The 13,536-nt window shown below is 54.7% G+C and carries 12 protein-coding genes; 8 read left to right on the top strand and 4 right to left on the bottom strand.

Annotated elements, in window-relative coordinates; translation table 11 throughout:
* Position 1: 1 nt before the first annotated feature.
* The 3 genes from J2Z70_RS27745 to J2Z70_RS27735 all read left to right on the top strand — a co-directional run bounded on the left by J2Z70_RS27745 (position 2) and on the right by J2Z70_RS27735 (position 4,360).
* Entirely contained in the window at positions 2-2,308 is a 2,307-nt protein-coding gene (locus J2Z70_RS27745; RefSeq protein WP_209878488.1) for a thiamine pyrophosphate-dependent enzyme, read from the top strand.
* Positions 2,309-2,552: 244 nt separating this feature from the next.
* Positions 2,553-3,761 (top strand): MFS transporter, encoded by a 1,209-nt coding sequence (locus J2Z70_RS27740; protein WP_209878486.1) that lies wholly within the window; start codon positions 2,553-2,555, stop codon positions 3,759-3,761.
* Entirely contained in the window at positions 3,761-4,360 is a 600-nt protein-coding gene (locus tag J2Z70_RS27735) for a DUF1349 domain-containing protein (RefSeq protein WP_209878484.1), read from the top strand. The genes J2Z70_RS27740 and J2Z70_RS27735 overlap by 1 nt, the downstream gene beginning before the upstream one ends.
* A 99-nt stretch (positions 4,361-4,459) precedes the next feature.
* Here J2Z70_RS27735 and J2Z70_RS27730 read toward each other — a convergent pair whose 3' ends face one another.
* Complete coding sequence (locus J2Z70_RS27730) at positions 4,460-4,675, bottom strand: hypothetical protein (RefSeq protein WP_209878482.1); 216 nt, start codon at positions 4,673-4,675, stop codon at positions 4,460-4,462.
* Between the two features lie 109 nt (positions 4,676-4,784).
* Positions 4,785-5,300 carry a MogA/MoaB family molybdenum cofactor biosynthesis protein gene (locus J2Z70_RS27725; protein ID WP_209878576.1) on the bottom strand — a complete coding sequence of 172 codons (516 nt, stop codon included), beginning with the start codon at positions 5,298-5,300 and terminating at the stop codon, positions 4,785-4,787.
* A gap of 185 nt (positions 5,301-5,485) precedes the next feature.
* Here J2Z70_RS27725 and J2Z70_RS27720 point away from each other — a divergent pair, with 185 nt between their 5' ends.
* From J2Z70_RS27720 to J2Z70_RS27700, 5 genes are all read left to right on the top strand, one after another.
* Positions 5,486-6,487, top strand: a complete 1,002-nt coding sequence (locus J2Z70_RS27720; protein WP_209878480.1) for a CobW family GTP-binding protein — start codon at positions 5,486-5,488, stop codon at positions 6,485-6,487.
* A gap of 96 nt (positions 6,488-6,583) precedes the next feature.
* Entirely contained in the window at positions 6,584-6,931 is a 348-nt protein-coding gene (locus tag J2Z70_RS27715; protein WP_036699084.1) for a four-helix bundle copper-binding protein, read from the top strand.
* Between the two features lie 205 nt (positions 6,932-7,136).
* Positions 7,137-8,081 (top strand): ATP-binding cassette domain-containing protein, encoded by a 945-nt coding sequence (locus tag J2Z70_RS27710; protein ID WP_209878478.1) that lies wholly within the window; start codon positions 7,137-7,139, stop codon positions 8,079-8,081.
* The gene (locus J2Z70_RS27705; protein WP_209878582.1) at positions 8,039-8,788 is read left to right on the top strand and encodes a hypothetical protein; all 750 of its coding nucleotides are present in this window, start codon (positions 8,039-8,041) and stop codon (positions 8,786-8,788) included. Before J2Z70_RS27710 ends, J2Z70_RS27705 begins: the two co-directional genes overlap by 43 nt.
* A gap of 8 nt (positions 8,789-8,796) precedes the next feature.
* On the top strand, positions 8,797-9,288 hold the full coding sequence (locus J2Z70_RS27700; RefSeq protein WP_245368562.1) for a hypothetical protein: 492 nt from the start codon (positions 8,797-8,799) through the stop codon (positions 9,286-9,288).
* Between the two features lie 645 nt (positions 9,289-9,933).
* Here J2Z70_RS27700 and J2Z70_RS27695 read toward each other — a convergent pair.
* A complete protein-coding gene (locus J2Z70_RS27695) occupies positions 9,934-11,268 on the bottom strand; it encodes a DNA glycosylase AlkZ-like family protein (protein WP_245368561.1) in 1,335 nt (444 codons plus the stop codon).
* A 172-nt stretch (positions 11,269-11,440) separates the two neighbouring features.
* A complete protein-coding gene (locus J2Z70_RS27690; protein WP_245368560.1) occupies positions 11,441-13,534 on the bottom strand; it encodes an ABC transporter ATP-binding protein in 2,094 nt (697 codons plus the stop codon).
* Between the last annotated feature and the right edge of the window lie 2 nt (positions 13,535-13,536).

The raw sequence follows: 13,536 nt of genomic DNA, 5'->3' as shown, positions 1-13,536 counted from the left end.
TGTGGCTATTGATTATGAAAAAGAACTAGGCTCCGCCAAGGTGGAGCAGAAATTCCTATACGAGTCCGGCAATGAAATGGCGGCCTATGCCGCGCATCAGATTAACTATCATGTCATGGGTTATTTCCCGATCTCCCCATCGACTGAGGTGGCCCAGTTCCTCGATACGATGAAGGCCAGCGGCCAGCACGATATTATGCTGGTACCGTCCGACGGCGAGCATAGCTCCGCCGGGATCTGCTATGGTGCTTCGACGGCAGGCGGCCGTGTGTTCAACGCAACGAGCGCTCAAGGATACATGTTTATGCTGGAGCAATTGCCTGTACAAGCAGGTACGCGGATGCCGATGGTCATGAACCTGGTCTGCCGTTCGATCTCGGGACCGCTGAATATTCACGGAGACCACTCGGATCTGTACTTTGCCCTGAACACCGGCTGGCCGATCCTGATGTGCCGTGATCCGCAGTCGGTCTATGATATGAACCTGATGGCCCTGAAGCTGGCGGAACACGCCAAAGTCCGGCTGCCGGTGATGGTAGCCTCTGACGGTTACTTCACTTCGCACCAGAAGCGCCGGGTACAGGCTTTTGCCCACCGTGAGGATGTTCACAAGTTCGTTGGCGAACAACCGCCTGCCGGCTTCACCGATACGCTGGACCGTAACAATCCGGTCACTGTGGGACCTTACATGAATGAACCGGATTACATCAACAACCGCTATCAGCAATCCGTTGCGATGTACAATGCGGGTGAAGTCTTTGAAGAAATCGCCCAGGAATTCGCAGAGCTGACCGGACGCCATTATGAGATGATCGAGCAGTACCGGATGGAGGATGCCGATGTCGCCGTCTTCTTGATGAACTCGGCTTCGGAGATCATTAAGGACGTAGTGGATCAGCTCCGTGAGCAGGGAATCAAGGCAGGGGCGATCTCCCCGAACATGATCCGTCCGTTCCCGCAGAAGCAGATTGCTGAAGCGCTGAAGCATGTCAAAGCCATTACTGTAGGTGACCGTGCCGATTCGGTCGGCGGACACGGCGGTAACATGGTGAACGAGATTAAGGCGGCACTGTTCACTTACGGCAATACAACGACTAAGGTGATTAGCCGGATCTACGGTCTGGGCGGTAAAGACTTCTATGCCGAAGACGGACACCACTTCTTCCAGCTGGCTATGGATGCCGTTGTTGCGGACCGTGTAGAGATTCCTTTTGATTACTATGGCCACAATCCGGGGGCGCCGGAGAATGCGCCGAAGCGCCTCTTGAAGCCGATGGACTTCGATAAGCTGAAGACCGGCCTGATCACGGTAACTCAGAACGAAGAGACCGGCAAGCTGAGTGTCAGAGTTCCGCCGGTCCGTTCGCTGATGAAGAAGCCAAGACGTCTGTCTCCAGGACATGGGGCATGTCCGGGCTGCGGGATTTTCTCCGGGCTGGAGCTGTTCTTCAAAGGGATCGAAGGGGATATCGTAGCGCTCTACCACACCGGCTGCGCGATGGTAACGACTACCGGCTATCCGTATTCCTCCCATAAATCGACGTTCATCCACAACCTGTTCCAGAATGGGGCAGCTACACTGTCCGGCGTGGTTGAGATGTTCTGGGAACGCAAACGCCGCGGTGAGCTTGACGGGCTGGGACTGAAGGAAGACTTCACGTTCGTTATGGTTACCGGCGACGGCGGGATGGACATCGGGATGGGACCTGCGATCGGTGCAGCGCTGCGCGGCCACAAGATGATCATCGTGGAATATGATAACGAAGGATATATGAATACAGGGGCGCAGCAGTCCTATTCGACACCGCTTGGACACCGGACTTCCACCTCAAGCATCGGCAAAACCCAGCAGGGCAAGGTGACCCAGCACAAGGATACAGCGCAGATTATGGCAGCTACCAACATTCCTTATGTCTTCACCGGCTGTGAAGCTTATCCGCAGGATATGCTGAAGAAGGCGGCGAAGGCCCAGTGGTATGCGCAGAATGAAGGTCTGGTCTACGGCAAGATTCTTATTGCCTGTCCGCTGAACTGGATGAGCGACGACAAGGACGGCACAGATATCGTGTCCCTGGCTGTCGAATCCTGCTTCTTCCCGCTCTATGAAGTAGAGCAGGGAATTACGAGTATCACCTATAACCCGGAAGACAAGGACAAACGGATAGAAGTATCTGCCTGGCTGAAGACGATGGGCAAGACCCGCCATCTGCTGAAGCCGGAGAATGAACCGGCCCTGCGCAGCTTCGAGGGTGAAGTTCAGCGCCGCTGGAGCCGCCTCAAGGCGAAGCATGAGCATCCAGACTTGTAAGGTGTAAGGTCTATTGGAGTCTTAGCATTTGTAAGCAAGCAATAGCTAAAGTTAGTACCCGCCCGGCAGAGTCACTCTGCCGGGCTATTTTGCAGCTGTAACCAGAACGGAAGAATATTATAAAATAATCATGCAAAGTGATATAGTAACGAGGGGAAACGCAAATGAAAAAGGTTGCATTCAAGAAGCTTGCAACTCTATCGATGGTGTAGTTCACCTGCAAGGGAAGGGATAGGAGGGAAACATGGCAACGGTGTTCTTAATCATTATTTATCTGGCGTTCATCAGCCTGGGACTGCCAGATTCGATGCTTGGCGCAGCCTGGCCGATTATCCGGCTGGATTTCGGGGCGCCGGTCGAGCTGGCCGGACTGCTGTCGATGATAGTAGTCGCCGGGACGATTATCTCAAGCTTGGCCAGCAGTGTGGTGCTGAAGCGGCTCGGGACGGGGTTGGTTACTTTTATCAGCGTGGCGGTAACCGCTCTGGCCCTGCTCGGCTTCTCTTATTCCTCTTCCGTCGTGTGGGTGGCTCTGCTGGCCTTACCGCTGGGTCTGGGGGCCGGTTCGATCGATACAGGGTTGAATAATTATGTGGCGACTCATTACAAAGCGCATCATATGAGCTGGCTGCACTGTTTTTGGGGGATAGGGGCTATGCTGGGGCCGATTCTGATGTCGCGATATATTGCGAATGGCGAGTCCTGGAGAACAGGATTTTTCGCGGTCAGCATGATTCAGTTCGCGTTAGTCGTGGTACTGTTCTTCAGTCTGCCGCTGTGGACAAAGGTAAGCAAACGGGGCGGCCAGCAGCCTGTAGAGATGCCTGAGAAGTTAGATTCCCGGCCTACGGCCGTTCCTGCTGAGGGTAAGGTGCTGCGGATCAAAGGCGTGAAGCTGGCGATGCTCACCTTCTTGTTCTATTGCGGAGTGGAAGCTACGGTGGGGCTATGGGGCAGCAGTTATCTGGTGAACGTCAAGGAGGTATCCCCGGCAACGGCGGCCGGATGGGTCTCGCTCTATTATGGCGGAATCACGGCCGGGCGGCTGATTACCGGCTTCATTACCTTCCGGTTCAGCAACCGTACGCTGATTCGCGGAGGGTTGGCAATCTCACTCGCGGGTGCGCTGCTGCTGGCCTTGCCGCTTCCAGCGGTATATTCACTGGTTGCTTTTATTCTGATCGGCCTCGGCTCGGCACCGATCTTCCCCTGCATGCTGCATGAGACGCCCGCCCGGTTCGGAGCGGAGCATTCGCAGAAGATTATGGGGTATCAGATGGCCTTGGCCTACACCGGCGGTGCGTTCTTGCCTCCGCTCTTGGGCTGGGCAGCGGCGCGGAGCACCTTCATGATTCTCCCGCCGGCAATGATTGGGTATATAATAGTGATGATAGTAAGCTCTGAAGTGATTAACCGGATGATGAGCAGACGACAAGGAGAGGTGAGCCTGTAATGAGATTCATAGAGTGGCAGGATGGAGCATGGAGCAATGAACCGGTATCAAGCAGCACCGCTGACGGTCAACTGGTGGTCCATGCAGCGGAGGGCAGCGATTACTGGGAAAAGACGATGTACGGCTTCCAGCATGACAACGGTCATGCGCTGCTTGCCCCTTGGGATAAGGCAGAGGCGATAGAGATCAGCTTTGCGCTGGACGGGTTCACGGAGCTGTACGACCAGGCAGGTATTATGCTATGGCACAGCGGTGAGCAATGGATCAAAGCCGGTATTGAGCTGAATGACGGTATTCCCCATATAGGTGCAGTCGTGACGGACGGTTACTCTGACTGGTCATTGTCCCCTGTGCCCGAGTGGAAGGGTGAAGTGATTACCCTGCGGGCTTCACGGATGAAGGATGCGGTAATCCTCAGAGCGCGAACAGAGAATCATCCCTGGCGGACTATCCGCGTTGCCCGGTTCCCCCATGAGACTGGCAGCCAGGCGGGACCCTTCCTGTGTGCTCCAACGCGGGCCGGGTTTCAGGTCACCTTCACACGCTGGGCGGCTACAGCACCCGATGCAGACGTTCATACAGACCCGCCAATCGTATAGACTTCCCGGAAAAGGCAAAACCGCCGCTGCGCGTATCCTTCACGCGCAGACGGCGGTTTTGTCTTTACAATATACTATCGTACAGACGGGAATGGCAGGTTATCTTCTTCTGCTGCGCACCATTGCGGTCGGACCGCACATTTCATCCCGGACGGAATAAGTGTAGATATGGTGAGGGACTGGAACACAGTGGTGGCGTCTGACGACCTCGACATGGTGGACCACCTGGACCACCTGGGGATGATAGTAATCTTCATATATAACCTGTGTGGGATCTGTAACCGTTTCAGCAGGACATTTCGGACAATTTCTCATTACACTCAGCTCCTTCGCAGTGGACTTATGCCAGTATACGCGTTATGCAGGAGCCTGCTTGTTCATTCGTCTAGATTCCGGCAAAATAGGTGTCCGGCCATGCTGCGTCTCACGGACGCTTGTAGATCTCGCGCATGACATGGCGCAGCTCGGGCAGGATTAGCCGTTCCATAGCCAGTTTGATTGCACCGGTGGAGCCGGGCATGGAGAAGACAGCGGTACTGCCGATTGTCCCGGCAATGGCCCGGCTGAGCATGGCGGCAGAGCCGATATCTTCGGTGAAGCTCAGCAGCCGGAAAATCTCCCCGAAGCCCGGCAGCGACTTGTCCAGCAGAGAGGCTACGGCCTCATAGGTGGTGTCACGTGGGGAAATGCCGGTCCCTCCGGTCAGAAGCACAGCTTCGATGCCGGAATGAACGGAGCTTTTGTAGACCAGCTCCCGGATATCTTCATAATCATCCTTGACGATGGTGCGGCCGGTCACGGTATAACCGGCGGCTTCCAGCAGACTCTGGATCAGCGGACCTCCGGTGTCCGTATCGATGGTGCGGGTATCCGAGACCGTTATGATGTAGCAAGCGACTGAATCCGGGGCTTCGCTCCGGTGTTCTTCGACGGATGATATACGAACCAGCTCCTTTTTGTATCTGCTGTGCAGCTTGTATTTCCCATGATAGGGGATGGAAGCGGCAATAACAAGCTCCCCGGGGGAAGCTGATGTATGCCTCACCAGGCAGGGCCGCCTTGCACAGAGGCGGTCATTGTAGTACACTCGCTACCATAACCGATTGAGGCAGGGAGAGAGCAAACTTGGAACAGTCATTACCAGTATATATCTTGTCGGGATTTCTCGGCAGCGGCAAGACAACATTATTGCAGCGTCTCTTGGATCATTGGAATCACCAGGGCCTCCGGCCGGCCGTGATTATGAACGAGCTGGGTGAGGTGAATCTGGACGGCTTGCTGGTGGAGCAGTCTGTGCCGATGGCAGAGATGCTGGGCGGCTGTATCTGCTGCACCAGCAGGGGGGACTTAAGTACGGAGCTGACCACGCTGGTCAAAAAAGAATCGCCGGATGTAGTTATCATCGAGGCTACAGGCGCAGCCAACCCGCTGGAGATTGTGGATGCAGTAACGGAGACTTCGCTATATCAGCAGGTGGAGCTGAAGGGGCTGATTACCGTTGTCGATACCGCCCATCTGCTGGAGCTGTACCGCTCCCAGCAAGGGGCTACCTACCGTCTGATGCAGGAGCAGATCCGCTGTGCATCCGTCCTGATCCTGAACAAGACAGACCGCATTCAAGCCGCAGAGATTGCAGAGATCTCGGAGGTGCTGCGTAAGTGGAATGCGTACGCGGAGATTCTGCCGGCGGTACGCTGTGAACTGGAGCCAGAAGCGCTGCTGGGCAGTGTGGGAGCCGTTCATATGGAAGACCGGCCTGAGGGCGGGGAGCATATGGAGGGCGGAGCTGAAGGGGTGATGCATGCTTCGCATGATCATGTGATGGCTTACACGCATTATTTCCAGAATCCCGTGAACAGCGAGGAATTCGAACGGTTTGTGAAGGAGCTGCCACGCGATGTGTACCGGGCCAAGGGGATCGTAACTTTTACCGATACCTCCAGCCGGTTTCTGTTTCAGTACGCTTACAGAGAAGCGGATTTCATGAGAATTACGCCCCAGGGCGAGGTGCCGGATGTTGCAGTATTCATCGGTGAGCATTTCTCCTCCGGTGAGCTGCGCAGGGAGCTTCTGCGCCTGGAGAGACGTCTGCTGACGAGACCCGCAGCGGTCAAACGAAGCCTATAGTTAACAAATCTGCAGTTCCTTATGAATGGTTCGTTCTTATTCTTGCAGGTTAATACATAGGCATACCCTATACTAATTGCAGGAGGTTGTAAGGCTATGACCCGAATTCAATATCAGGAATGCATTAATGCTTTGATTAAATGTATGGATGCCTGTAACTATAGCTATGTCTCAAGCCTCAAGGAATATGATCTGGCCGATCTGCGGGAGAGCATCCAGCTGGACCGTGAATGCGCAGACATTTGTTCCTTCGCTATTCAGGCGATGACCCGCCGAAGCCCGTTCGTGGCCGAAATCCTCAAATTATGTGCTGACATCTGTGACCGCTGCGCGGACACAAGCAGCCGTCATAAGCATAACCATTGCCAGGATTGCATCGATACCTGCCGCAATGCAGCCATGGCCTGCAGAAGGGTCAGTGAAGCTGTTGAAGTCTACGCCTGACATCACCCTTTAGGACTAACATATATAGCATCGAATACTTAACAGGAACCAGGGCGGGTGCGGATTTTTTTCTGCACAGTTCTGGTTTTTTCAATGTGAATTTCATGGATCTGGGATAATAAAAAGGAGAATAAAGCCATTCCGGCGAATATTACATAAGAGAATAATCAGGCTGCCGTTCGATGCGGCCCATAGGCATGCACGAATGGAAGGAGGCCTGGAAGCCACGAATGCAACATCTCTAATTACAATTACCGAAGGAAGCAAGCGCTATGGAAGCCGCCCGGTACTTACCGGAATATCGATGACAGTTCTTCCCGGCACGGCCACGGCTCTGATCGGCCGTAACGGGTCCGGCAAGAGTACGCTGTTATCCATCCTCGCGGGGCTGCTGAAGCTGTCCTCCGGTGATCTTACCTGCGACCGTCGGGCGATAACCACAGGTTATGCACCCGAGGCATTTCCCGGCTTGAAGCTCACCGCCGAGGACTATCTGCGCTGTATGGGCCGGATTGCCGGACTCTCCGAAGCGGCTTCGGCGTCCCGGATCAACGAACTGCTGCAGCTGTTCAGTCTCGAATCGTACCGCAGTCACAAGCTGGCAGGCTTCTCCAAGGGAATGCTGCAGAAGGTCAACCTGATCCAGAGCCTGCTCATCCGGCCGCAGCTGCTGTTGCTTGACGAGCCCATGTCCGGACTGGATCTGCCGGCACAAGATACGCTTATCGAAATACTGCTGGAGCTGAAGGCGGAGGGGACGGCACTCGTATTGTCCGTTCATGAACCGCAGATCATCGAAGCTGTTGCGGATACCGTATATGTATTACATGAAGGGCAGACCCTCCGGACGATTCATGGAGCGGAGAAGCTGAAGAGTACTCCAGTAGTGGATATCGTCTATACAGCACTGCCGGGACAAACCCAGCGGGCTCTGGAAGCCTTGCCTGGAGTCATCCATATGCTGCCGGAGCCGGACTTCGCCGGTACAGCGTGTACAGGGTTGACTGTAGAACAGAAAATGTCAGATACCTGCCTGCTGCAGATTCTTGCTGCGGGCGGTTCCATAGTTTCAGTGAAGCCTCTCGGGGGATTAAGTGACCTGGCCGAGTGGATGGATCCCAAGGATCAGAGCGGGAGTGGACGCGGGTGAAAGGGCTAATCGGTTATTTTTTGCACAGTTATACAGTCTCCCAGCGGTTCTTCGGACCGGTTGCCGGTGTAATTATTGCGGTATTAATTCTCTATTCCTATAAGCCTAATCCGGTCATGAGCAGCTACTCGGCTACGGCAGTCTTTCTATTCATAGCCTGTGCGTGGCTCGGCTTAAGCTTCCTTAACCATGAGCAGGCGGTACAGAAGCAGGTGGTTATCGTTCAGCTCCGCAGTGCCCGCCGCTACAGTATCGGCGGTCTGCTTACAATGGTCTTGCTTACGCTGCTGCTGGATGTAGTCATTGTTATGTATCCCGTCTTAACCGGAAGCTTCCATGAACCTGCCGGACTTCAGCGGATCTTGCTTGGTTTGGCCGGACATGCTCTAATGGGGTTATTAGGGATTACACTCTCCTTGTACCTGCAATCCTCGTGGGTACCACGGGCTGGATATGCGGCCGGAATGATGCTGATCCTCCTCATTCTGTCTATTAGCGCCGGTAAAGTGGCTGAAGTGGTGCCAGGGCCCGTTGTATCTATTCTCCTGCCCCCGGTATATCCGGTCATGGACAGGATGATGAATGCAGAGACTCTGCCAGTGTCCTCCGTGCTAGGAGCCTATGCCCACGCGTTGGCGTACATACTATTGCTTGCCGGATTCTACATTTACCGTTCCGGCCGAATGGACTATAACAAAACAATATAAACTCAAATATGATCAGATCAAGAACGGGAGGAACGATGAAGGATACACAAATACCGGAGAGTGAACAATCCAAAGAGCTATTTGCTTATTTCGGTCTGGCTGTCTACTATTGCCAGGCGCTGGAGCAGCAATTAACGAATCTGCTGCTGCTGACGAAGCTGTCGCAGGGCAAGACGCCAACTGACGCCGAAATCGCAGAATTGTATCAACGCAAGCTTAGCAATTCACTCGGCCAACTCATCAAAGAAATCCAGCATCACTTCCCCTTCTCTGAGGAAGAGACGAGTCAATTGCAGGCTGTATGGAAGGAACGCAATCATATTGTCCATGATTACTTCAAGGAACGGATTCAAGAGACCTTCACCCCAGCCGGCCGGGCCCATATGATCCGTGAACTGAAACGCTTCAAGAACAAGGCGAGCCGGCTGGAGATTAAGCTGCAGGGCTATTGTACCGAGATGTACAGCAAGCTGGGCCTTGAGGAAGAGCATATCCAATAAGGCACCCGATGAAATATAGCTAACCTTACGAGAAGACTCCCCCTGACGCAGCAAGACTGCGCCAGAGGGAGTTTTCTTTGGTTATACGAGCTGAGCGTAATAGTGGGCCGGATGTATGCGGAAAACCGAACGCAATGGGCTGGTGCGGGTGTAGGTGTGCCGAATGTATGCGGAAAACTGAACACAATGTATTGGCGGGGGGGAAGTGTGCCGGATGTATGCGGAAAACCGAACACATTGGGGTAGGTGGGGGTGTGAGTGGCCGAATGTATGCGGAAAACCGAACACAATGTATTGGCGGGGGTGTGAGTGGGTCGGATGTATACGGAAAACCGAATACAATGTGTTAGCGGGGAGGAGGAATGTGGGCCGAAATGTTGCTGACGGAGATCCTGATTCGTGAGGGGTAGAAATGCTCCTGAATTCAGCGAATGTGGGGCAACGCACGCGAATGAAGAGCACTAGTGCACCTGAATTTGTCGGATACGAGCTAAATCCCCAAAGGAGGGGCATTAATGCCCCCGAATAAACCGGTTGCTCCGAAGTAGGCGGATGAGTATTGTGGGGAGGGGGTCCACCGACACAAGCTGTGTGGCCCCCTAAGTTTTTATATCCTCTGCCCGCAGGATGATTCAGATGATTGAATTAATTTGTCTTTACAGGAGTGGCAGACAGCGCCTCCTCCAGCTCCTGCAGTCCGCAGGATTGGACGATATCCGGCGCGAAGCGGATCGTGGAGGCTCCGGTTGAGTGCTGCAGCGAGGAGAAGGCCCTGGTCAGCGCAGGGAGCATGGAGCGTTCAAGCGCCTCTCCGGCCTCCCACCACCAGCGGACGATGGTTAGAACACCTGTCTTCTTGTTCATCACCGGCTCCAGCCGGCCGATGAAGCGGTCGCCGTAGAGGAGGGGGAGGACATAGTATCCGTATTCCCGTTCAAGCACAGGCTTGTAGACCTCCCAGCGGTATTGAAAGCCGAACAACTGGAGGATCAGCTCTCTGTCCCATAACAGATTGTCCAGCGGAGCCAGTGCCGCCGCGAAGGAGGCCGCTCCTCCGGCATGACCGGTCCCACCCTCATTACCAGCCTGCGGCCCGGCTGCGGATTCATTTGCACCCGCAGTATCATCCTGAAGCAATATGGCTTCAAGCTCAGGGACGTCTGCTGTGCGGATGTATAGCGGTAGCTTCAGGCCGTCCACCTGTACCTCGCGGAGCAGGTCTTTCTGCAGCAGCCGCTGCACGGACGCTGTCCGTTCTTTGCTCTTCAGGCCAGCGATGCCAAGCCAGCCGTCCCCGGACCGGTTCCATTGCAGGCCAATGCTGCCGATCCGGCGCAGCACATACCAATCGTGATGCTGCTCCAGCGTCTCGTTAGGATCGCTTGCGCTTAGCAGTTCAGGAGGCAGCAGCTTGGCCGTATAATCGTAATAACGGCGGGTGTGCACCCGGTGATGGATGGATAGCTCGCCCCAAAAGTACATGCTCTCCATGGCAGCCCGGGAGAGTCTTGCCGGAGCCCAGGACCAGTCGATCTTCTCCGTACTCTCCAGGTCCAGTGACGAGAGTGGCCCTCGTGCATCCAGCTCCGCACGGACATGGGTAATCATGGCCGCCATGGCCTCGTTATGCTGATGCCTGGCAGCAGCTTCCCTGCGTCGCTGGAAATACGGCCAGTCTTCCGTGCAGTAGATCGACATGTTCTTATCCCAGCCGTCAATCAGCAGTCTGTCCTTATATAGCAGCTCATTGGCCATCTCAGGCACGAAGCCGGGGATTCTCGCCTGAAGCACCAGCTCGTGGTTATGTCCGGCTATGCTGAGCGGATCATACTGAATACAGCCTACATGCCGGACGAAGTCATAGATGCTCTGCTTGCCGCCGGGCAATCCGTCCGGGACAAGCCGCTGATGGCGCAGCAGGAACAGCCGGGCTTGCCGCTTGCTAAGACTGTAGATTATCATCATCTTCACCTCATCCATAATATGTATTGCTCCATTATACAGAACAAACGTTCTGATATCAAGTGAAAGGCACCCCCTGACGCAGGAACGCATCAGGGGGTGTTCTAGGTTCGATGTATGACAGGTATATGCTGTTGCCGCCAGTGGCCTTAAATTGCTGTACTAGAGCCGCTGGACTTAAGCAGCCAAACTAGATCTGCTCCAGCGATGGCCGGAGTACAGCGGAAGAAGCATGGTCCCCGGATAGAGGAGCTGCCTCGCCTGAGCCGTTCCCGGCTCCTGCACCCAGTTGAAGCTGATACATGCGGAAGTACCTGCCGCCCTGCGCCATCAGCTCATCATGGTTGCCGCGTTCAACAATCTGGCCCCGGTGCAGCACCAGAATCTGGTCCGCACTACGGATGGTTGACAGCCGGTGGGCGATGATGAAGGTGGTCCGGCCTTTTTTCAACACCTCCAGCGCCTGCTGGATAATGCTCTCAGTCTCGGTATCGATGTTGGACGTTGCTTCATCCAGAATCAGGATCGCCGGATCGAAGGACAAGGCTCTGGCGAAGGAGATCAGCTGCCGCTGTCCGGCGGACAGGGTGCTGCCCTTCTCAATGACCGGTTCATCGAAGCCTTGCGGCAGGTGAGCCAGCAGTTTATCGGCCCCTACCTCACGCAAGGCGCGTTCGACACGCTCTCTAGAGATCCGCTCGTCACCCAGACTGACATTGGAGGCAATGGTTCCGGTGAAGAGGTACGGGTCCTGAAGCACGATGCCCATATGACTGCGCAGCCATTGCTTCGGCAGATCTTTGACCTTTTTCCCGTCGATCGTTATGCTTCCCTGCTGCGGATCATAGAAGCGGAACAGCAGGTTAATGATGGAGCTTTTGCCGGAGCCGGTATGGCCCACAAGGGCGACGGTCTCGCCTGGGCGCGCCTCGAAGGAGATATCGCGCAGGACGAAGTCCTTTTTATATGCAAAGGAGACATCCTTGAACACGACATTTCCCTTGTAACGCGGCATCGATCCGTCAGTGACCGGTTCTCCCGGCTCATCCATCAGCGTGAACACGCGGCCTGCGGAGACCATCGAGCTGTCCAGATTCGCCAGCTGGTTGACCATCCCCGTAATCGGCTGGAACATCCGGCCCAGTACATCGACGAAGGCATACAGGACGCCAAGCGATACGAAGGTCGACCCGTCCAGGCTGCCGAAGCCGAAGTACCACAGCACCAGCACGAAGGAGAGGCTGCGCAGCGAGTTCACCAGGTTGTGGGAGGTGAAGGCGTTCAGGTTGAGCATTTTGTTCTGATATTTCAGATAGTCGTCATTGAGCTGCTCGAATTCAGCGCTACTCTGCTTCTGGCGGCGAAAAATCCGGATGATCGACATCCCCTGAATCGATTCGTTGATAATGGCATTAATCTCACTGAGCCGCGAGCGGATGATCGTATTGTATTTGGTAGCGATTTTGCGGTACAGCACGATCCAGAGAATAATAATCGGCACGATGAACAAGCTGACCAGTCCCAGCTTCACATCGAGCAGGAAGAGGGCCACATAGACACCGGTGATATTGATGATTCCTGTAGCGAAGTTGGATAACACGGCAATGAAGAGATCCTTGACTGCTTCCGTATCGTTGGTAACCCGTGACACAACCTTACCGGCAGGCAGATTATCGAAGAAATAGACCGGCAGGCGCTGGATATGGGCATAGACATCGGTCCGCAGCTTGCGGATGACCTGATTGGCAGACGATTGCAGCCAGTAGGTTTTGCCGAACTCAGCAATAATGGAGATGACAAGGAACATGGCGTATAGAGCGACTAACTGATAGATTCCAGGAAGCTCCGGCTTGTAAAAGGAAAACAGATCACCCGCCGACAGCTTGACAGCCGGATAGGCCGTCGTCTGCTCGCCGTATTTGATCTGGAGCTTCCCGTCTGCGAAGCTGCGCTCGCCTTCGGCCTTCGGTACCGCTTCATTAATGAAGTAGAAGCTTCTGCCCGCCTGAAGCAGGCGGACCTCCTGGCCCTTGGCTTCACCTGCGGCAAAACGGTCACCGCGTTTGTAATAAGTGTTGTTATATTCTGCAGCATCCTCCGGCAAGGCTGTCTGGAAGTAGGGCTTCTCTATCGCAAGCAGATGATTGTCAATCATGCTCTTGGCGATAAAAGGCCCTGCCAGCTCAGCCGCTACTCCGATGGTCAGGAGCAGAAGGGCGGCAATAAAGGTCTTTTTGGCGGTCAGTGCATATTGCAGCAGACGTTTGCCTGTACTCTGTGTCAACG

The sequence above is a fragment of the Paenibacillus silagei genome (assembly GCF_017874735.1).
Taxonomy (GTDB): domain Bacteria; phylum Bacillota; class Bacilli; order Paenibacillales; family Paenibacillaceae; genus Paenibacillus_AQ; species Paenibacillus_AQ silagei.
This window is presented reverse-complemented; position numbering and strand designations above follow the sequence as displayed.

Coding starts and splice junctions, on each gene's coding strand:
- J2Z70_RS27695 (WP_245368561.1), bottom strand. CDS start 11,268: ATGGATGAGGTGAAGATGATGATAATCTACAGTCTTAGCAAGCGGCAA.
- J2Z70_RS27735 (WP_209878484.1), top strand. CDS start 3,761: ATGAGATTCATAGAGTGGCAGGATGGAGCATGGAGCAATGAACCGGTA.
- J2Z70_RS27730 (WP_209878482.1), bottom strand. CDS start 4,675: ATGAGAAATTGTCCGAAATGTCCTGCTGAAACGGTTACAGATCCCACA.
- J2Z70_RS27700 (WP_245368562.1), top strand. CDS start 8,797: ATGATCAGATCAAGAACGGGAGGAACGATGAAGGATACACAAATACCG.
- J2Z70_RS27715 (WP_036699084.1), top strand. CDS start 6,584: ATGACCCGAATTCAATATCAGGAATGCATTAATGCTTTGATTAAATGT.
- J2Z70_RS27740 (WP_209878486.1), top strand. CDS start 2,553: ATGGCAACGGTGTTCTTAATCATTATTTATCTGGCGTTCATCAGCCTG.
- J2Z70_RS27710 (WP_209878478.1), top strand. CDS start 7,137: ATGGAAGGAGGCCTGGAAGCCACGAATGCAACATCTCTAATTACAATT.